Origin of the sequence: Aequorivita aurantiaca (genome assembly GCF_030410135.1) — a bacterium.
Lineage (GTDB): Bacteria > Bacteroidota > Bacteroidia > Flavobacteriales > Flavobacteriaceae > Aequorivita > Aequorivita aurantiaca.
In genome coordinates this window covers 55,002-75,613 of the sequence record NZ_JAUGQQ010000002.1, presented here as the reverse complement: position 1 = coordinate 75,613, position 20,612 = coordinate 55,002, and the positions used below count along the sequence as shown (strand labels likewise).

Sequence of the window (20,612 nt, the reverse complement as noted above, 5' to 3'; positions counted from 1 at the left end):
AAAGCCTTTTGCTGTAAATTAAAATTTATACGAAATTGTCGCCAATAAACTTCTCGGAGCTTGTGGATTGATGGTAGTCCAACCTTTATAATATTCCTCATTCAAGGCATGGTTCAATTTCAAACCTATTCTATATTTATTGGCCTGGTAAAAAATTGAGGCATTTGCAATTGTATAACTTGGAAGAATGAAATCGCCGGTAGATTCATAATTAATCGCAAAACTTTCACTGGCGCCATTAAAGCCGGCCCCTATTCCAAATCCATCTAATTTTCCATTTTGAAACTCATAGCTTGTCCAAAAATTATAAAGTGTTTCCGGTCCCGCCTCAAGAGGCCGTCTGTGCAAAATTTCGGTGTTGTCTGATTTTGTGGTTTCGCTAAAATTATTACTGAATCCGGCATGAATGTTTAGGCCCGAAATTGGATTGGCATTAATTTCAATCTCAAAACCTTTGCTAACCACTTCCCCACCCTGAATTTTATTGAAAGGAGATGATGGATCGGTGATCACCCGGTCCTTCACCTTTATGTCATAATAACTAACGGTAGCATTCAATTTATTGTTGAAAAGATTTGTTTTCACTCCAAATTCCAACTGATTGGCTTCCTCGGGATCAAAGGTTTTTAAGGTTTGCGGTCCCTCATCTGGATTCCCTACCAATTGCGGAGCTACATTTGTAAATCCATTTTGGTAATTCGCAAAAACGGCCAGCCTATCTGTTATTGGTTGGAACAGCAATCCAAATTTGGGGGATAATGTGGTTTGATCATAATCATCTTCCGTGGTTGTCAAATCACCTTCGTTGTCAAATCTATCCAAACGCAAGCCCACCATTGCGGAAAACCGATCTGTAATGTTTACAACATCGGAGGCATAAAGACTATAGATATGGTATTTAGATTTGTTGTTTCCCACAGCCTGTGAGGCCAATACCGCATCCGCCCCGGCGGTGGATAGTGGGTAAACCTCCGTTTCAATTTCAGGAGTAAAAGGATTATCGCCGTTAGCGCCACCTTCCGGAGTAATGTTACCATAGAATGCATAACCTGTGCCATTGTCGGTTTGAGTGGCATTGAAATAATCCAAGCCAATCACCACTCGATTTCGAACGGAGGCAATTTTAAAATCGCCTATAAAATTTTGCTGAATATCAGTAGTTTGTGTATTTGAATTTTGCTTATTTATAAAACGGGTAAAAGTATTATTTCCCAAAATGCCGTAGTCAAACAAATAAGTATAGTAACCCCTGGTTGAAGTGGTGCTTTTAGAAAGCAGCGTTTGTGACTGCCAGGTTTCTGACAATTTATAATCCATTTCAATTCTATAATTCTGATTTGGATTTTTAAGGGTTAGATCATTACTGGTAAAGGAGAGTTTATTGTTATAATCTAATTCCTCAATATTGCTTGCTTCCATAGGCGCAGAGCGGTTCAAAAATAAGAATGTGGGATTAGTTTGTTCAGCCTGTGTTATTTCGGCATAAAGAGAAAATGAAAGTTTATTGTTCACTTTATAAGAAAGTGAAGGCGCCACAAAAAACGATTTTCTAAATCCTGCATCCTGAAAACTTTGCTCGGTGGTGTAGGCTGTGTTTATTCTAAAATAAAGGTCGTCTTCCTTACTTAATGCTGTATTGAAATCGCCAATTATCTGGTTTAAACCGTACGTGCCGGAGGTATATGACACCTCGCCTCCCGTGCCCACGAACGGTTTTTTCGTAACCACATTAATGAGGCCGCCATATGAACTTACGGCATTGCCAAATAATGTGGCCGATGGACCTTTAAGCACTTCAATACGTTCAATGTTTGCAGGATTTATTGTGCCATTGGTAAGGCCAGGCAAACCGTTCACCAATTGCGGCTGTACCGAAAAACCACGAAGCGAATAATATCCCGCCCCATCACCGCCACGTCCGGTGGAGGTCCAAAGCTGTTCTACGCCCGTTGCATTTTTTAAGGCATCATCGAAATTTGTGATCATTTGTGATTCCAATAATTCCGTGGTGATGGTACTGTAAACCTGCGTATTTTCAATGTCCTTTAAAGGTAGTTTGGCCACATAGGCCGTTTGCTTTCGCGAAAATTTATTGGTACGCTCACCTGTTATTAACACTTCATTTAAAATTTCATTTCCTTCATAAAGAATGATGGCGCTTAAAGATAAACTTTGGCCGTCAGCTAAGGAAATATTCATTTCCCTTGTCTTGTAGCCAACATAGGAAACCGAGAGAATGTAACTACCCGAACTTAAATTTTCTATTTTAAAAACACCTTCACCATTGGTAAGCGTTCCTTTGTTGGAATCTTTTATAATAACATTTACACCAGAAATTGGAAGTTGGTTGTTGTCTATAATTTTTCCGGAGACGGAGGCATTCTGCGAAGTACCGTAAATAGTAAAAAATAATAAAAAAAAGAGAGTGTGTAGGATTTTCATTATTGCTTATTTGGACTATATAAAATAAATTTCGGCAAAGATATTTTACGGAAATGTAACTACCTAATTTATTTAAACTAAATCTAAATAAGAATATTTAAAAGGTTCTTTATCTGTGTAATGAGTTGTAAAATTAATATCTGAAAAAGGCTACAACCATTTTTTTCTTTTGAAATACCACAACATTCCGAAAAAAACTACAATCATTGCGCCCCAAAAATAATAATAGCCATAGCGTAAGTGCAGTTCAGGCATAAACTCGAAATTCATTCCATAGATTCCAGCCATAAAGGTTAATGGTATAAAGATGGACGCCATAATGGTGAGCACTTTCATGACTTCGTTCATTTTATTGCTAATGGTGGTCATATACATATCCATAAGGCTCCAAATCATTTCGCGGTAAATTTCCACGCTATCATTTACTTGGATTATATGGTCATAAAGGTCACGGATGTATTTATTGGTGCGTTCCTCAATTAAGGGAATTTCCAATTTTTCCAATCGGTTTATTACTTCGCGTAATGGAACTACGGCCTTTCTGATTTGAAGGATTTCCTTCTTTAATTCCTGAATTTCCTCAGCAATATTGGGATCTCCCTTATCGTCGAAAAGTTTATCTTCCAATATTTCCACCTTATTGCTAAGAAATTCAATTACAGTAAAATAATTGTCAACCACGGCATCCAAAATGGCAAACATTAAATAGTCCGAACCCGCGCCGCGGATGCGTCCCTTGCCGTGTTCCAACCGTTCGCGAAGGTCGCCGAACACATCCCCTTCCGCCTCTTGAAATGTTAATACATAATCTTTCCCCATTACAAGGCTTATGTGTTCTTTGGTCAGTTGTTCATCATCATAGTGCAGCATTTTGAAAACAAGGAACAAATATTCCTCATATTCATCAATCTTCGGGCGTTGGTAAGTGCTAACAATGTCCTCCTGTATTAACGGATGGAGCTCAAAATGATTTCCCAAGGTAACGATATCTTGGGTGTTGCTAAGGCCGTTTACGTTTATCCACGTGATGTTCGTTGAGTCTTCATAGTTAAAGGCTTCGTGAATATTATTGGTCTCAAATCGATGGAAATGTTCTTTGGAATAGTCAATTATATCCAGCGTTGTAACAGTAGTGATTTTTTTTCCGGTATAGGTTACCGTTCCAGGCGAAAAATTTCTGGCTCTCTTGGGTTGTATTTTTGTGGTCTGGGTCTTTCTTCTTTTTTTCGCAGCCATGGATTGATTTATAATTTTAATTTGGACAGATAAAAGGTATAAAAAATTATTCTGCTTTGTGCCGCTGCTGAAGTTTTTTCACAATGTCCTGAAGGGTAAATCCTTTTGCCTGTAGCAAAATCAAGTAATGGAAAAGCAAATCTGCACTTTCATTTAAAAAAAGTTCGTCATTCGTATCCTTTGCTTCAATAATCATTTCTATAGTTTCTTCACCCACTTTTTGCGCAATTTTATTCATCCCTTTTTCAAAAAGCGAAGCAATATAACTACCCTCATTGGTACTCGCATTTTTTCTGTTGTGAATGGTTTTTTCCAATACAGATAGAAAACCATATTCCACAATATTTTGGTTTCCCCAACAGGTGTCAGTTCCTTTGTGGCAAACGGGTCCGGTGGGGTTTACTTTTATTAACAAAGCATCATTATCGCAATCTATTGCAATAGAAACAACTTCCAAAAAATTGCCACTCTCCTCCCCTTTTGTCCATAGCCTTTTTTTGCTGCGGCTATAAAAGGTAACTTGTTTAAATTGTTTGGTTCTCAAAAATGCCGATTCGTCCATATAACCCAGCATCAACACGTTCTGCGTAATATTGTCCTGAATTATTGCCGGCACTAAACCGTCCTTGAATTTCTTAAAATCTATTTCCATATTTTATAATCGCACCGGGATTTGGTTTCGTTTTAATTCAGATTTCAATTCCAAAATTGATATTTCCTTATAATGGAAAACACTCGCAGCCAAGGCAGCATCAGCTTTCCCTTCATCAAACACATCAACAAAATGATTTATATTCCCTGCACCGCCAGAAGCAATGAGAGGAATTTTTACTTCCTCGGAAAGTTTCGTCAAGGCAATATTTGCAAAACCATTTTTTGTGCCGTCGTGATCCATGGAAGTGAATAGAATTTCCCCAGCGCCTCTATTCTCAACTTCCCTTGCCCAATGAAATAGATTAATTTTGGTTGCAACTTTTCCGCCCAACAAATGCACTATCCATTCATCGTGAAGTTGTTTGGCATCAATGGCCACGACAATGCACTGTGAGCCAAATTTTGCCGCCAGTTCAGTGATCAATTTTGGATTTTTTACGGCGGAAGTATTCAATGAAACTTTATCGGCGCCGTTTTTCAATAGAATTTCCACGTCTTCCACCGAAGAAATTCCTCCGCCAACAGTGAAAGGTATACTAATGGTTTCCGCTACTTTCAAAACCAAATCAGCCAATGTTTTTCTGCGTTCTTCTGTTGCCGAAATATCCAGAAAAACCAGTTCGTCAGCTCCATTCTCTGAATAAAACTTTGCCATTTCTACCGGGTTTCCGGCATCGCGTAAATTGAGAAAATTGATTCCCTTTACAGCACGGCCGTCTTTGATGTCGAGACAGGTAATAATTCTTTTAGCCAACATTTAAAATATAGTTTTCAAGTTGTTTCAATGAAATTCGATTTTCATAAATGGCTTTGCCCAATATTGCTCCCTCACACCCCAAAAGGGCCAGTTTTGGAAGGTCAGAGATCGTAGAAATTCCTCCGGAAGCAATGAGTTTAATTTCATTACCATTAAATAATTTAGGATTGTTGGCCGGGAGTTTTGTTATGATTTTTTGATACAAATCAAATGAAGGCCCTTGCAACATGCCGTCCTTGCTGATGTCGGTACAAATTATGTATTCAATTCCATTTTCAACATAATTTTGAATAAATGGAAATAGGTTCTCTTTTGAATTTTCTTTCCAACCATTTATTGCCACTTTTTCATTCCTTGCATCAGCGCCGAGAATTATTTTCTGGCTTCCATATTTTTGAAGCCATCCCATATAAATAGAAGGATTTTTTACCGCTATACTGCCACCAGTAATTTGATTTGCACCATTTTCAAAAGCAATTTTTAAATCATTATCAGATTTTAGCCCTCCACCGAAATCAATAATTAAGGAGGTTTTTGAGGCAATTTCATTCAAAATTTTATGGTTTACAATATGGTTGCCCTTTGCGCCATCCAAATCCACCAAATGGAGATATTTTATGCCATGGGCCTCAAATTGTTTTCCAACTTCCAGCGGATTTTCGTTGTAAATCTGCTTAGTGGTGTAATCGCCTTTGGAAAGACGTACACATTTGCCGTCAATAATGTCTATTGCTGGAATTATTCTCATAGCTCCTTCACTTTTTGGAATTTATATTTAAAAAATTGCTCAATATTTGTGCTCCTACCTTACTGCTTTTTTCGGGATGGAATTGTACGCCGTAAAAATTATTTTTTTGTAATGCGGATGCATACTGAATTCCATACTCTGAAGTTGCAATGGCTTCCGCGCACAGGGGGGCGTAAAAGCTATGTACCGAATACATAAATTCATTTTCTGGAATGCCCTCGAATAATTGGGATTTTAAGTTCGAAATGTTATTCCAGCCTATTTGTGGCACTTTTATATTGCCCTCAAATTTTTTGACATCAACATTGAAAATTCCCATGCCTTGGGTATTCCCTTCCTTAGACGAGTTACACAACAACTGCATCCCTAAACAGATTCCCAAAACTGGTTGTGATAATGTGGGAATAACTGTGTCCAGTCCCGATTTTTTCAATTTCTGCATTGCATAACTTGCCTCGCCCACACCGGGAAAAATAATTCTATCGGCTTGACGGATTTCCTCCTTACTATCGCTCAAGATTGCCTCCACTCCCATTCTTTTGAAAGCAAATTTTATACTTTGAATATTGCCGGCGCCATAATCTATTATTACTATTTTCATTACAGCAGCCCTTTGGTTGTGGGTAAAATCATTTTTTCGGTATCGCGTTTTACCGCCATTTTAATCGCTTTCGCAAACGCCTTGAAAATTGCTTCAATCTTGTGGTGTTCATTGGCTCCTTCAGCTTTAATATTGAGGTTTGCCTTTGCGCCGTCAGTAAAGCTTTTAAAAAAATGGTAAAACATCTCGGTGGGCATCTTTCCAATCATTTCCCGATTGAATTCGGCGTCCCAAACCAACCAATTTCTTCCACCGAAATCAATTGCCACTTGCGCCAAACAATCATCCATAGGCAGGCAAAAACCGTAGCGTTCCAATCCTAATTTGTCGCCTAACGCCCGATTAAAAACCTCACCTAAGGCAATGGCAGTATCTTCTATGGTGTGATGCTCATCCACCGCCAAATCGCCCTTTACGGAAATTTCCAAGTCTATTTGGCCGTGCCGCGACAGTTGATCGAGCATGTGATCAAAAAATGCAATGCCGGTATTTATTTCACTTTTTCCGGTTCCGTCCAAATTCAGTTTTATGAATATATCAGTTTCATTGGTTTTTCGGTGCAATTCAGAAACACGCTGTTTTAGTTTCAAAAATTCGTATATATTTTTCCAATCACTTGTTTCCAATGCAATATATTTCTGAAGCTCAGATGTTTTAAAGGAAATTTCATTCAAGCCCAAATAGGTGCCATCATTTATGTATATTCCTTTCGCCCCCAGATTTTTGGCCAACTCCATATCGGTCATTCTATCTCCGATAACGAAGGAATTTTTTAAATCAAAATTTTCCATGAAATATTCCTGCAGAAGCCCTGTTCCTGGTTTTCGCGTTAGTGCCTTCTCGTGGTGGAAAGTTCTATCTATGAAGACATTTTTAAAAACCACGCCCTCATTTTCAAATGCTGCCATTATAAAATTGTGCACCGGCCAAAAACTGTTTTCGGGAAAGGCATCGGTTCCCAGCCCGTCTTGATTGGTGATCATTACCAATTCAAAATTCAATTCCGTTGCAATTTTTCCGAGGTAAGTAAATACTTTTGGATAGAACATCATTTTTTCAAAAGCGTCTATTTGCTCATCCACGGTTTCTTTTATCAAAGTTCCGTCGCGATCTATAAACAATACAGGTTTATTCATTACGGCAAATTTTTAAGTGTTTCAATCAGATTTCGGTTTTCTGAAGGCGTGCCAACGGTGATGCGCAGCGTGTTTTCGCAAAGTGGTTGGATGCTTCTATTTCTTACAACAATACCTTTATTCAATAATTGAATGTACCTTTTTTCGGCGTCGTCAACTTTTAGGAGAATAAAATTTCCTTGGGAAGGATATACTTTTTCGATAAATTTTATTTGTGAAAAATCCTTAAATAATTGCGTTCTTTGTTCTGTTATTGCATTGATTTCTGCTTTGATTCTATTCAAATTCTGAAGTTTGGAAATCGCAGTTCCTTGCGTCAATTCGCTGATATTATAGGGAGGTTTGATTTTGTTCAAAAGGTTAATTATTGCTTCGGAAGCGAAACAGATTCCCACCCGAATTCCTGCCATTCCGTAAGCTTTTGAAAGGGTTTGTGTGATTATTAAATTGGGAAAGTGAGGCAACCGGGAAGTCCAACTTTTTTCATTTGCAAAATCTATGTAGGCTTCATCAAGCACTACCAATCCATCAAAATTTTCCAACAATTCCAAAATTAAATTCGAATCAATTAAATTGCCGGTGGGATTGTTCGGAGAGCAGATAAATATCAACTTGGTGCGGGCATCGATAGCGCTGAAAATCTCTTCCAAATTGGGTTGAAAACATGCATTGAGCACTACTTCCCTATTTTCAATTTCATTCAAATTTGAAAGGACCGAATACATGCCATAGGTGGGCGGCAACGTGATTATATTATCCTTTTTCGGTTCACAAAAAGTTCGAAAAATAAGGTCGACCACTTCATCACTCCCATTACCCAACAGTGTGTTCGCAAGGGGAATATTCCTTTTCTCCGCAATCATCTGTTTCAACTTTATTTGCTTCGGGTCCGGGTAGCGATTAATTTGGTTTTCAAAGGGATTTTCATTTGCATCGAGAAAAACCATAGATTTATTAAAGTTTTGGAATTCGTCGCGGGCCGAGCTGTATGGTTTCATTTGGGCTACGTTTGGCCGAACTAAGCGGTTTATGTTAAATTCACTTTTACGCATTTTCTCTCATTTTTAAACTTTCCAACCTTATGGTCACGGCATTTTTATGGGCCTGCAACCCCTCAGCTTCAGCCATGATTTCAATGGCGCTGCCAATATTTTGGATTCCCTTTTCAGAAATCTTTTGAAAGGTCATGGTTTTCAAAAAACTGTCCAGATTTACCCCGCTATATTGTTTTGCAAAGCCGTTGGTGGGCAAGGTGTGGTTTGTGCCGGAAGCATAATCACCAGCGCTTTCCGGAGTATAGCTGCCTATAAAAACGGACCCTGCATTTTGGATATTTTCAATGAAAAAATCTTCCTCATTTGATACTATGAGAAAATGTTCGGGGGCATATTCATTAATAAGATTTATTGCCATTAAATTCGTTTCCACTAAAATCAATTTTGAATTGTTAAGTGATTGTGAAGCAACAGCTATACGAGGCAATACCTTAAGTTGCGATTGAAGTTCCTTTTCCACATTATTTAATAACCTTCGGGAAGTTGTGATTAAAATAACTTGACTATCCGCACCATGTTCAGCTTGCGACAATAGATCTGAGGCCACAAATGAGGCATTGGCGGTTTCATCAGCAAAAACTAGCAATTCTGAAGGGCCCGCAGGCATGTCTATTGCCACTCCATGTTTAGTTGCTATTTGTTTGGCAATTGTCACAAAATTATTTCCAGGGCCAAAAATTTTATAAACGGAAGGAACTGATTCGGTGCCAAATGTCATTGCGCCAATGGCCTGTATTCCGCCAATTTTAAATATTTTGGTAACTCCACAAAGTTTCGCTGCATAAAGTATGGATGGCTCAATTTTTCCTTCTTTATTTGGTGGCGTGCATAGTATGATTTCTTCACAACCAGCAATTTTCGCGGGAATGGCGAGCATTAAAACGGTTGAAAACAATGGTGCGGTGCCGCCCGGAATGTAAAGTCCCACCTTCTGGATTGGCCGTTTTTCCTGCCAGCATTTTACTCCTTCAGAAGTTTCCAACACTATTTTTTCTGACTTTTGTGCACAATGAAATTTCTCAATATTTGTTTTGGCCAGATTGATGGCATTCTTCAAGTCCGAGGTAATTTCTTTTTCAGAAGTGGTTAACTCATTCGTAGAAACCATTAATTTTTCAATTTCAATTCCATCGAAAAGCTGCGTATATTTTTTTACTGCCAGATCTCCTTTCAGCTTTATTTCTGAAAAAATATCACTCACCGTCGCTTCAATATTTGTAAGGTTTTGCGGGGGACGTTCTAATATTTCTGGCCAAGACGCGGGTTTTGGGTTGTATATTTTGTTCATTGTTAACAATTTAATTATATAATATTAATTTTGATTTGATTACGGTAATTACTCATATTATCATTTTTTCAATAGGACATACCAGAATTCCTTCGGCGCCGGCTTCTCTCAATTCCTCTATTACTTCCCAAAAAGCATCGCTATTTACCACGGAATGAACGCTGCTCCAACCTGCCTCAGCAAGTGGAAGCAACGTTGGGCTTTTCATGCCCGGAAGCAGATTAATAATTTCCGCAAGTTTGTGGTTGGGGGCGTTCAAAAGTACATAACGCGAGTTTCGTCCGTGCAAAACTGAACGAATCCTAAAGCGAAGCTTGTTAAGAATTTCGCCTCCTTTTTTTGAAATGGATGGCGAAACTGCCAATACTGCCTGACTTTTGAATATAACCTCTACTTCTTTTAAATTGTTTTTGAATAAGGTGTTGCCGCTGCTAACAATATCGCAGATTGCATCGGCAAGACCAATATTAGGGGCAATTTCCACGCTTCCATTTATTAAGTGCAGTTCTGCTTGAATATTATTTTGCGTTAAAAAATTTTGGGTTGTTTCTGGATAACTTGTTGCAATCCGTTTCCCATTTAAGTCATTAATGGAATTATATTTAAAGGTTTTAGGAACGGCCAGTGAAACCCGACACTTGGAAAATCCCAACCAATCCACAACGCTGAGTTCTTGGCCTTTTTCAATCAAAATATTTTCTCCCAGAATGGCGCAATCTACAACCCCATCCTTCAAATACTGCGGAATATCGCCGTTGCGCAAATAGTAGATTTCTATAGGAAAATTTGAAGAAGCCGCTTTAAGTTGCTCACGACCATTGTCTATATAAATTCCGCAATCCTTTAGCAATGCCATCGACTCATCGTGAAGACGCCCTGCTTTTTGTACCGCTATTTTTAATTGTTCCATTTTTTTGATTGTTTTGGATGAGTTCTGGGAATAAAAAAACCCGTTTGATTGCTCAAACGGGTTTTTGAATATTGTGAAATTTATACAACAGCCATATCACCTCGCGAGCGCGTGGAAAAATATATGGTGATGATGTAAAAATGAATTGTTCATATTTGTGACGCCAAATCTAAACAAAATATTTGTTTAAAAAACTGTGAATATTAAATTTTAACGCTTTATTAATTTTAACGGCAATTTCTTTACATTCACCCAAGCAATTATGAACCGTTGAAAAATCAATACTTCCTATGCATTTAGCCACGCTCGATTGGATTATTATAATTCTCTTTTTTATTGTTTTCTTAATTATTGGTTTGCTTGTTGCAAAAAAATCCGGCAAGGATTCAAAATCATTTTTCCTTTCCGATAGAAACATGCCATGGTGGTTGCTAGGCGTAAGTATGGTTGCCACAACCTTTGCAGCGGATACGCCAAATTTTGTGGCGGGGGTAATCCGTGAGGATGGTGTATTCGGAAATTGGATTTGGTGGAGCTTTTTGCTTACGGGAATGCTCACCGTTTTTTTCTATGCAAAATTGTGGCGAAGAAGCGGAATTACAACCGATTTAGAATTCTACGAATTGCGCTACAGCGGAAAGAGTGCTGCATTTTTAAGAGGATTCCGGGCTATTTATCTTGGCGTTTTTTTCAACATTGTTATTATGGCAAACGTTTGCTTGGCTGCGATTAAGATTGGCCACGTAATGTTTGGGTTGTCTTCCTTTGAGGTATTATTGATTGCTTCCCCTGTGGTGGTGATTTATTCAGCTTTTGGCGGATTACGGGGAGTTTTACTAACTGATTTTGTTCAATTCATTATTGCCATGGTCGGCAGTATTTGGGCTACAATTTTTATAGTAAATATGCCAGAAATCGGTGGAATTGAAAACCTTCTATCTACTCCTGCCGTGGCCGCAAAAACTGCGATGTTGCCAGATTTCTCAAAGCCGGAACTGTTGATCCCATTGCTCATTGTTCCACTTGCCGTACAGTGGTGGAGCGTTTGGTATCCAGGAGCCGAACCCGGTGGTGGCGGCTATATTGCCCAGCGAATGCTTGCCGCGAAAAATGAAAAACACGCAACTTGGGCAACGTTGTTTTTTAATTTCGCGCATTACGCCCTGCGCCCGTGGCCGTGGATTATTATTGGACTTGCATCAATTGTCATCTATCCGAATATCGAAAGCTTACAGGCAGCTTTTCCCAATTTGAACCCGGCTTTTGTAAAAAATGACCTCTCCTACCCTGCGATGCTAACCTTTTTGCCAGCGGGTTTGTTAGGAATAGTTATAACATCACTAATTGCTGCATTTATGAGTACCATTTCAACTCATTTAAATTGGGGAAGTTCTTATGTGGTAAATGATTTTTATGTAAGATTTCTTAGGAAGGAAGCCAGTGGGAAGGAACAAGTTGCCGTGGGAAGAACATCTACTGTTGTTATGATGATATTGGCAGCTTTGCTCGCATTGGTTTTGGAAGAAGCCCGGGATGGTTTCAATTTGTTGCTTTCCATTGGCGCTGGTACTGGTCTGCTGTTTATTTTGCGTTGGTTTTGGAGCAGAATAAATCCATACAGTGAGATTGCCGCAATGGTAATTTCATTTGTAATTGCGGCATTTTTCTTTATAAATGGAAAAATGGAAACCCCCTTAGTTGAAATGGCGGGCCATTGGCAATTGGTTTTTAGTGTAGCGATTACCACGGTCGGTTGGGTGCTTGTGACACTATTGACAAAACCCTCAGAGGCAGATACCTTGAACAGTTTCAACAGTTTAATATTTGGAAATGAATCCAAATTTAAAGGGTTTGGAATGAAGATTCTTGGATTTTTTGCAGGTGTAATTGGTGTTTATTGCGCTCTTTTCTCCATCGGGAATTTTATTTATGGCAATAATTTGTTAGCCTTTATCCTATCTTTGGTAAGCTTAGTTTGTGGATTATTGATTATAAAATCCTTTCGGACCACCAATTAATATAATTTCTGAAAATAAACCCTCCTTTAAGGAAGGTTTATTTTTAATTAATAAAAGGATAATTTGATCTAGTAATCGAATAAGAATTCTTGCCCGCGCTCTACCGGACCCATTTTAATTATTCCCCAAAATCAGAGGCAGTCCATTTTCTCCAGAGCCCACCACCACTACTTTTGCGTTTGATGATTTTGCGAGTTCCACAGTTGCCTGTATTCCTTTTTCCTGAAGAATTTTATCAGTAAGCGAGGCGCTCAAAATACTATTTGCGCGTGCCTTTCCTTCTGCCTCAATACGTTGGCGCTCTGCTTCTTTTGTAGCCTTTTCCAAACGGAACTCATATTCCAATGATTCCTGCTCCTGTCGCAGTTTTCGCTCAATTGCGTCTTTTATTGTCGGTGGAAGGGTTACATCACGTACCAATATTTCATTTAATTGCACATATTGCTTATCTAAAATCTTTTTAGTTTCCTCAAAAATTTCCTCCTGTATGGCGTCACGCTTGCTGGAATAAAGCTGCTCCGGAGTGTAACGACCTACAACGCTGCGGGCTGCACTGCGTATTGCAGGTTGAATCACACGCTTCAAATAATCCTCTCCTTTTTCCTGATGCAATTTTGCAACATCACCGTACAACGGCTGAAACCAAGCAGATGCATCTAGTTTTATTTCAAGTCCGTTGGAAGAAAGCACCTGCATTTTTTCGCTTAGCTCCTGCTGGCGCACTTCATAAATAAAAACCTTGTTCCAAGGAGCAATCAAATGAAAGCCCTCACCCAGTGGTGGTGCGTCGGTAACTACACCATCGCCGAAAGTTTGATAAAGTACGCCAGCGTGTCCAGCTTTTATGGTTACGGATGATTTTGCAACGACAATAATCAATAAAATAATTCCTATAATTACGGGTATTGTGAGTTTGGGTAATTTCTCCATTTTAAATGTGTTTGGGTTGTTATATAAGTCCATTGTATTTTCTAATAAACCATTCCGCAGCGAGGGCAAGAACTATAAGGGCAAGTAAATATTTCCAATCAATCAAAGGTACCACTTTTTGTTCGCTTCGTTCAATATTTTGAAAGTTTGGGTTTTCAAGCAATGCATCAATCAAAGCATCATATTGTGTTGTGAAATAAGCTTTTCCGCCTGTGTTTTGTGCAATTCTATTTAATTTTGAAACATCTGCATTAAGGAATTGCTGCTCAACATTAAAATCCAAAATTGTAAAATTGCCGCTGCTGGAAACCGCTTCATTCGCGACAGAAACGGTATAATTATATTCGCCCGCTGGTAGACTATTCAAATCCACTTCAAAGTAATTATTGCGCAACAACATTGGGAAGTTTGTCTGTTGCTCCGTTTCTGCATTTTTCACTGTAATATTCAACGAAGCGCGACTGTCGAAAACATAATTTTTATCGAAATATTGAGCAGAAATTTTTATGGGATTGTTGTTGTAATAAAAGGTTTCCGCGGAAACTTCCAATCTACTTCGGCGTTTATTCGAAGCCAAATATTGAACAAGGTTCCCTACAAAATCATCAAAACTTTGGAAGCTTTCCGTTTGCAGAAAACTATTTGCGCGCCAACGCCAAAAACCTTCACCGTCCCAAATTGCGTCGCGCTTACCGTTAATTTCCATAGTTGCGAGCAACGGGTTTCCATTTGAAATTCCGCTGACGGTCTGTTCCAACATTACTTCATTTGGAACGCTGATAACCAAAGCGCCAAATTCGGTCTGCAAGGGCGGAAAATCATCAAAGCCAATATTCTCCACGGCAAAAGTTCCATAATTGGAATTTAACTCTGCTTGAATATCGTCACTTTGGGTTGAGGCTTCTTTGTTGAAATTATCCTGCGCCCCGTTTAAAAAATACCAATCCGTTTGAAGGCCGGAAATAACCCAAGTGTTTTTATTCAGTTTTTCAATTTCATCAAAAACCGAAGCAAAATTTCTGTCAGGTTGATAAAGGATTACAAGTTGAAAATCATTTAAAATACTTGCCGCTTCCGCAGGTTTTTTGAAGGATATCGTACGCTGTTCATTACTAGTTATTGACTTTTTGAGCGCTCCCAAATCAGGATGGGAAATTTTGCTGACGACCAAAACATTTGTTGCCTGGTCCATCACTTCCACCGCAAACTGCTTACTATTATTGGTTTTGTTTTTTTCATCCGCAAGCGGAAGTAACTGCGCGGTATATTTTTGAAGACCAACGCTGGAAGCATTCAGCGTAAAATTCAACGTTTTTGAACTCTCGTTTTCCGAAAAGGAAACGTTTGTTCTATATACCGTTGTCGCACCTTGTGTAATGACAAAATCAGAATTTACGGGGATTGAGCCGCTGTAGGTCAAAATGACTTCAACGGGAAATTGATTTTTTAAAAAGGCGTATCTATTTGTATTCAGTTGCTCGATTTTTAAATCGGTGTATTTTATGGAATCGCCTAGAATAACTGGATAAATTGAATTTTTATAGGTTGCTGAAGAAAACTCATAATCGCTCCCCAGGGTTTGGTTTCCGTCGGTAATAATTATAGTTGGGGCGGTTTGGTTTTTGAAAAGCTCGTTAGTTGAAGCCAATGCCTTTGAAATATTGGTATTTTTTTCTTCAAAGTTTAGTGAATCGCTTTCGCTGAAATCATTTCCGAAGGAAAAATAGGAAACATCGAATTTATCATTCAGCTCGCTATTCTCTTTTAATTTTTGAATCAATCCAGAAACATTTTCGGTTTGTCCCAATTCCCCTACCGACGCAGAATTGTCAATCAGCACGGGCAGTTTCGGCTTTTCGATGGTATATGTTTCACTTTTGAATTTTGGGTTGATTATCAAAATCAAAATGGAAAACAACGTTATAAAACGAAGTATTCCGAAAACCCAACGCAACAAGCGCGTTTGCTTTGACTTATAGCCATACATAAAAACCGCCAAAGCAATTGATATTACTCCGGCGAGGCTTATTAAAAGTATGGTTTCTGTAGTCAACGAAAAAATTTAAATGTTTAGTAGTTTAAAGTTTAAAAATTTAGAGGGTAACTGCCCACTGCCACTGAACACTGTTTACTTTTTTTAAGTTAGCATTCCCCCATCCACATTCAGGACTTGGCCTGTAACGTAGGCAGAGAGGTCGCTGGCAAGGAAAACACAGGCATTTGCAATGTCTTCTGGCGAGCCACCGCGTTTCAGCGGAATGGCATCACGCCAACCTTGAACGGTGGCTTCATCCAGTTTTCCCGTCATTTCGGTTTCAATAAAACCGGGTGCAATGGCGTTACAGCGAATGTCGCGGGAACCCAATTCCAACGCCACGGATTTTGTAAACCCAATAATTCCCGCTTTTGAGGCGGCATAATTTGTTTGCCCGGCATTTCCTTTTACACCCACGACTGAACTCATATTTATAATAGAACCCTTTCTTTGCTTCAACATAGCCCGTTGCACAGCTTTGGTCATATTGAAAACTGACTTCAAGTTTACTTCTATTACTTTATCAAAATCTTCTTCGGAAATACGCATCAACAAATTGTCTTTTGTGATTCCGGCGTTGTTTACCAAAATATCAATACTTCCGAAATCGTTTAAAACTTCCTCCGCCAACTTTTGGGATTCTTCATAGGAAGCCGCATCACTTTTGTAAGCCTTTGCCTTTATGCCACTTTTTGAAACTTCATCGGCCAAAGCATTTGCCGCTTCTGCCGAAGAACTATAGGTAAAAGCCACATTGGCGCCGTGCTGTGCAAATATTTCAACGATTCCTCGACCAATTCCTCGGCTTCCGCCGGTGATGATTGCTGTTTTTCCTTCTAATAATTTCATAGTATCCCAGAGTGTTTGGTGGTTGGTAAAAAACCTACAAGATTTGGAAATCTTACAGGTTTGGACTAATAGGCCAAATATAACAAAAGGTTGTGGGTTCGCCATAAAAAAAGCCCTGTGAATTCACAGAGCTTTTACTTAAAAAGTTAAGGCATTAACCTAAAACTTCCTTCACTCGTTTTCCAATTTCCGCAGGGGAATCAACAACGTGAATGCCGCATTCACGCATTACTTTTTTCTTGGCCTGCGCAGTATCGTCGCTACCGCCAACGATTGCTCCCGCGTGGCCCATTGTTCTTCCGGCTGGTGCAGTTTCGCCGGCGATGAATCCGATTACCGGTTTTTTGATTCCGCTTTCTTTGTACCATTTGGCAGCGTCTATTTCAAGCTGGCCTCCAATTTCACCAATCATTACGACAGCTTCACTTTCTTCGTCATTTATCAACATTTCCAAGGCTTCTTTTGTTGTGGTTCCAATAATGGGATCTCCTCCAATTCCAATAGCTGTAGTAATTCCAAGACCCTGCTTTACAACTTGGTCAGCCGCTTCATATGTAAGTGTTCCAGATTTTGAAACGATACCTACTTTCCCCTTTTTGAAAACAAAACCAGGCATAATTCCCACTTTTGCTTCGCCGGGGGTGATAACCCCAGGGCAGTTAGGACCGATAAGGCGGCAATTTTTATCTTTGATATAATTTGCCGCTGTAATCATGTCTTTAACCGGAATTCCTTCGGTAATGGTAATGATTACCTTAATTCCCGCGTCTGCAGCTTCCATAATGGCGTCTGCGGCAAATGCTGGCGGAACAAAAATAATTGTAGTGTCAGCGCCAGTTTTTTCAACAGCCTCTGAAACTGTATTGAAAACAGGTTTGTCCAAATGTTTTTGGCCGCCTTTACCTGGAGTTACACCGCCTACCACATTGGTTCCATAATCAATCATCTGTTCGGCGTGAAAGGTTCCTTCACTTCCCGTAAATCCTTGTACAATTATTTTTGAATTTTTATTTACTAAAACGCTCATTTTTAATTATTTTCTGTTGATTATTTTTATTATTTATTCAAATAAAATATTGAATGGATTTTTTATGAATGCTCGCAAAGATACGTCTTTTACGAAAGCTTCAAAAAGATATTAAACCTTAACTCTGTGGTAGCTTTCATTAGTATCATCTTTGTCTGTAACCGGCTGACTTACCTGATAGCCGCGATAAAGTTTATCGTCCTTTACTTCCCATATCGCTATAAAATGTGCTATTCCTAATTCTTCGTCAGGATTCTCCATGGTTCGGATATAATATTTATAACGGATAGTAACGTGGTTATCGTCTGCAAGTAAATGACTTACTTCTATTCTCAAATCATTGTAAGATCTTCTTACTTCACCAAAAAAATTAATAATATCATCGTAATGCATTATGGAAAGCCCATTGGCGCTATTCCAAATAAGCACTAATTCTGGATGGAAAAAACGTTCAATTACGGTTTCATCCTTTAAAATATCTGACTTATAAAAATTCCTTACTATTTCCTTTGCTTTATTGCTCATGATAATTCATCCAATTTTTTAATTATGTCGGGAATAAGCCTTACTGAGGCCAATTCCTTATATTTTGTTCTAAAATCATCTGCCGGGGTCCCGAAATATGCCCTGTTTCCAACCAATGATTTACTCACCCCACTTTGTGCGGAAATTACGGCTTTTTCCCCAATGGTGATTCCACTGGTAATTCCCACTTGCCCCCATATGGTTACAGAATCCTCAATCAGCACACAGCCGGCAATACCTACCTGTGAAGCTATCAAACACCGTTTACCGATGATGGTGTCGTGGCCCACGTGCACTTGGTTGTCAAGTTTGGAACCTTCACCAATGGTGGTCGAGGCGGTTACGCCTTTATCGATCGTGCAAAGTGCTCCAAGGTCAACATTGTCTTCAATCACCACATTTCCGCCGCTTAAAAGTTTATCGAATTTTTCCGGACGGTTTTTATAATAGAAAGCATCGCTGCCCAAAACTGTTCCCGCGTGAATGGTCACATTGTGGCCTATTATAGTATTGTCGTAAATACAAACATTGGAATGGATGACACAGTTGCGGCCGATTTTTACGTTATTTCCAACGAAAACATTTGGTTGAATAACGGTTCCCTCTCCTATTTCAGCGGTTTCGGAGACAGAAGTATTAGAATTTTGGAAAGGCCTAAAATGATGCGTCAGCTTATTAAAATCACGAAATGGGTCTTCGGAAATAAGCAGTGCTTTCCCGATGGGGCATTCCACTTTTTTATTTATAAGAATTACAGTAGCCTGCGATTGAAGGGCCTTATCGTAATACTTGGGATGATCCACAAAAACGATATCCCCAGGTTGTACCACATGAATTTCATTCATCCCAAATACCGGAAAATTGGCTTCCCCAACATAATCCGAATCGATTATGGAGGCAATATTCTCAAGAGTTTGGGGATTGGGAAATTTCATTTTAGGTTTAATTATTTACTGAAATCTGCAACTTATTTAGTCTTTCATTCGTTCTTGGTACTGGCCCTTTTCGGTATCAATTCTAATTTTATCACCTTCATTAATAAAAAGCGGAACATTTATTTCGGCCCCAGTTTCTACTACTGCTGGTTTGGTAGCGTTTGTTGCGGTATTTCCTTTTATTCCAGGCTCGGTTGACATTACTTTCAAAATTACATGCGCAGGCATTTCCACTGAAAGTGGGGCACTGTCTTCAGAATTAATTAGGACCGTCACAATTTCGCCCTCTTTCATCAATTCCGGAGTATCAAGAATATCCTTGTTCAATTGTATTTGCGAATAATCCTCGGTATTCATAAAGTGGTACACATTCCCTTCGTTGTAAAGAAATTGGAATTTATGGGTTTCCACGCGCACATCGTCAATTTTGTGACCAGCGGAAAAAGTATTGTCAATAACTTTTCCGGTGGTTACGCTTTTTAATTTAGTACGCACGAAAGCTGGACCTTTTCCGGGTTTTACGTGAAGAAATTCAATTATTTTATAGATGTCGTGGTTATAGCGGATGCAAAGTCCTTTTCTAATATCTGATGAAGTAGCCATTCTTTGATTTAATGTTAATTGTTAAATGTTTGTTTTAATTGGAATTGAAATAGCCTTTCATAATTCCACGTTTGGAATTTTTAATGAATTGAAGTATCTCATCACGCTCCGGGGTTGCTTCCATCTCAGCTTCAATAATTTCGGAGGCCTGGGAGGTATTGTAGTTTTTCTGATAAAGAAGACGGTAAATATTTTGAATTTCCGTTATTTTCTGGGAATTGAAACCCCTTCTTCGAAGGCCGATGGAATTTATCCCCACATAACTAAGTGGTTCGCGGGCAGCTTTTACATAGGGCGGAACATCCTTTCTAACCAGGGAACCTCCAGTTACGAAAGCATGATTCCCAATCATACAGAATTGATGCACCGCAGTCATTCCGGCCAAAACTACATGGTCGCCCACTGTCACGTGCCCGGCCAAGGTGCTGTTATTTGAAAAAATACAGTTGTCCCCAACAATGCAATCATGAGCTATGTGGCAATAAGCCATTATCCAACAATTCTTGCCAACCACTGTTTTTCCCCGGTCAACGGTTCCTCTGTTTATGGTCACATATTCACGGATTGTGGTTCCGTCGCCAATTTCAACAGTGGTTTCTTCATCTTTAAATTTTAAGTCCTGTGGAATTCCGGATATTACGGCGCCCGGAAAAATATTGCAATTCTTTCCAATTCTAGCTCCCTCCATAATTGTTACATTACTTCCAATCCAAGTTCCCTCACCAATCACTACATTATTATGGATTGTAGTGAAAGGTTCTATCACAACATTTTTGGCGATTTTTGCGCCCGGATGGACGTATGCAAGAGGTTGATTCATTTCTCTTTATTATTTTTAAGATGAAGTTGAAATGTATTCACGG

At 39.1% G+C, this 20,612-nt stretch carries 19 protein-coding genes; 1 reads left to right on the top strand and 18 read right to left on the bottom strand.

Going from position 1 to position 20,612, the window contains the following annotated elements:
- Nucleotides 1-18: 18 nt before the first annotated feature.
- The 10 genes from QRD02_RS03695 to hisG all read right to left on the bottom strand — a co-directional run bounded on the left by QRD02_RS03695 (nt 19) and on the right by hisG (nt 10,827).
- Nucleotides 19-2,442: a TonB-dependent receptor gene (locus QRD02_RS03695; protein ID WP_290253568.1), complete on the bottom strand. Its 2,424-nt coding sequence runs from the start codon at nt 2,440-2,442 to the stop codon at nt 19-21.
- 150 nt (nt 2,443-2,592) lie between these two features.
- Nucleotides 2,593-3,678, bottom strand: coding sequence for a magnesium/cobalt transporter CorA (corA, locus tag QRD02_RS03690; protein WP_290253567.1), 1,086 nt, complete (start codon nt 3,676-3,678; stop codon nt 2,593-2,595).
- Nucleotides 3,679-3,724: 46 nt separating this feature from the next.
- Entirely contained in the window at nt 3,725-4,330 is a 606-nt protein-coding gene (gene hisIE, locus QRD02_RS03685) for a bifunctional phosphoribosyl-AMP cyclohydrolase/phosphoribosyl-ATP diphosphatase HisIE (protein WP_290253566.1), read from the bottom strand.
- A gap of 3 nt (nt 4,331-4,333) precedes the next feature.
- Nucleotides 4,334-5,089 (bottom strand): imidazole glycerol phosphate synthase subunit HisF, encoded by a 756-nt coding sequence (gene hisF / locus QRD02_RS03680; RefSeq protein ID WP_290253565.1) that lies wholly within the window; start codon nt 5,087-5,089, stop codon nt 4,334-4,336.
- The gene (gene hisA, locus QRD02_RS03675; protein ID WP_290253564.1) at nt 5,079-5,837 is read right to left on the bottom strand and encodes a 1-(5-phosphoribosyl)-5-[(5-phosphoribosylamino)methylideneamino]imidazole-4-carboxamide isomerase; all 759 of its coding nucleotides are present in this window, start codon (nt 5,835-5,837) and stop codon (nt 5,079-5,081) included. The genes hisF and hisA overlap by 11 nt, the downstream gene beginning before the upstream one ends.
- A 7-nt stretch (nt 5,838-5,844) precedes the next feature.
- Nucleotides 5,845-6,438, bottom strand: a complete 594-nt coding sequence (gene hisH / locus QRD02_RS03670) for an imidazole glycerol phosphate synthase subunit HisH (protein WP_290253563.1) — start codon at nt 6,436-6,438, stop codon at nt 5,845-5,847.
- Nucleotides 6,438-7,574, bottom strand: a complete 1,137-nt coding sequence (gene hisB, locus QRD02_RS03665; protein WP_290253562.1) for a bifunctional histidinol-phosphatase/imidazoleglycerol-phosphate dehydratase HisB — start codon at nt 7,572-7,574, stop codon at nt 6,438-6,440. Before hisB ends, hisH begins: the two co-directional genes overlap by 1 nt.
- A complete protein-coding gene (hisC, locus tag QRD02_RS03660) occupies nt 7,574-8,626 on the bottom strand; it encodes a histidinol-phosphate transaminase (protein WP_290253561.1) in 1,053 nt (350 codons plus the stop codon). The genes hisB and hisC overlap by 1 nt, the downstream gene beginning before the upstream one ends.
- The gene (hisD, locus tag QRD02_RS03655; protein ID WP_290253560.1) at nt 8,619-9,917 is read right to left on the bottom strand and encodes a histidinol dehydrogenase; all 1,299 of its coding nucleotides are present in this window, start codon (nt 9,915-9,917) and stop codon (nt 8,619-8,621) included. The genes hisC and hisD overlap by 8 nt, the downstream gene beginning before the upstream one ends.
- Before the next feature lie 52 nt (nt 9,918-9,969).
- Nucleotides 9,970-10,827, bottom strand: coding sequence for an ATP phosphoribosyltransferase (hisG, locus tag QRD02_RS03650; protein ID WP_290253559.1), 858 nt, complete (start codon nt 10,825-10,827; stop codon nt 9,970-9,972).
- A gap of 290 nt (nt 10,828-11,117) precedes the next feature.
- Between hisG and QRD02_RS03645 the strand changes: the two genes are divergently transcribed.
- The gene (locus QRD02_RS03645) at nt 11,118-12,845 is read left to right on the top strand and encodes a sodium:solute symporter family protein (RefSeq protein WP_290253558.1); all 1,728 of its coding nucleotides are present in this window, start codon (nt 11,118-11,120) and stop codon (nt 12,843-12,845) included.
- A gap of 114 nt (nt 12,846-12,959) precedes the next feature.
- Here QRD02_RS03645 and QRD02_RS03640 read toward each other — a convergent pair whose 3' ends face one another.
- The 8 genes from QRD02_RS03640 to lpxA form a co-directional block, all read right to left on the bottom strand.
- Nucleotides 12,960-13,775, bottom strand: a complete 816-nt coding sequence (locus tag QRD02_RS03640) for a prohibitin family protein (protein ID WP_290253557.1) — start codon at nt 13,773-13,775, stop codon at nt 12,960-12,962.
- A gap of 19 nt (nt 13,776-13,794) precedes the next feature.
- The gene (locus QRD02_RS03635; RefSeq protein ID WP_290253555.1) at nt 13,795-15,828 is read right to left on the bottom strand and encodes a VWA domain-containing protein; all 2,034 of its coding nucleotides are present in this window, start codon (nt 15,826-15,828) and stop codon (nt 13,795-13,797) included.
- Between the two features lie 84 nt (nt 15,829-15,912).
- Entirely contained in the window at nt 15,913-16,659 is a 747-nt protein-coding gene (fabG, locus tag QRD02_RS03630) for a 3-oxoacyl-[acyl-carrier-protein] reductase (RefSeq protein ID WP_290253554.1), read from the bottom strand.
- 154 nt (nt 16,660-16,813) lie between these two features.
- Nucleotides 16,814-17,686: a succinate--CoA ligase subunit alpha gene (gene sucD, locus QRD02_RS03625; RefSeq protein ID WP_290253553.1), complete on the bottom strand. Its 873-nt coding sequence runs from the start codon at nt 17,684-17,686 to the stop codon at nt 16,814-16,816.
- A gap of 111 nt (nt 17,687-17,797) precedes the next feature.
- Entirely contained in the window at nt 17,798-18,211 is a 414-nt protein-coding gene (locus tag QRD02_RS03620; protein ID WP_290253552.1) for a nuclear transport factor 2 family protein, read from the bottom strand.
- Nucleotides 18,208-19,146, bottom strand: a complete 939-nt coding sequence (locus QRD02_RS03615) for a UDP-3-O-(3-hydroxymyristoyl)glucosamine N-acyltransferase (RefSeq protein ID WP_290253551.1) — start codon at nt 19,144-19,146, stop codon at nt 18,208-18,210. Before QRD02_RS03615 ends, QRD02_RS03620 begins: the two co-directional genes overlap by 4 nt.
- Before the next feature lie 36 nt (nt 19,147-19,182).
- Entirely contained in the window at nt 19,183-19,749 is a 567-nt protein-coding gene (gene efp, locus QRD02_RS03610) for an elongation factor P (RefSeq protein WP_290253550.1), read from the bottom strand.
- A 34-nt stretch (nt 19,750-19,783) separates the two neighbouring features.
- Nucleotides 19,784-20,569 carry an acyl-ACP--UDP-N-acetylglucosamine O-acyltransferase gene (lpxA, locus tag QRD02_RS03605; protein WP_290253549.1) on the bottom strand — a complete coding sequence of 262 codons (786 nt, stop codon included), beginning with the start codon at nt 20,567-20,569 and terminating at the stop codon, nt 19,784-19,786.
- Nucleotides 20,570-20,612: the final 43 nt, after the last annotated feature.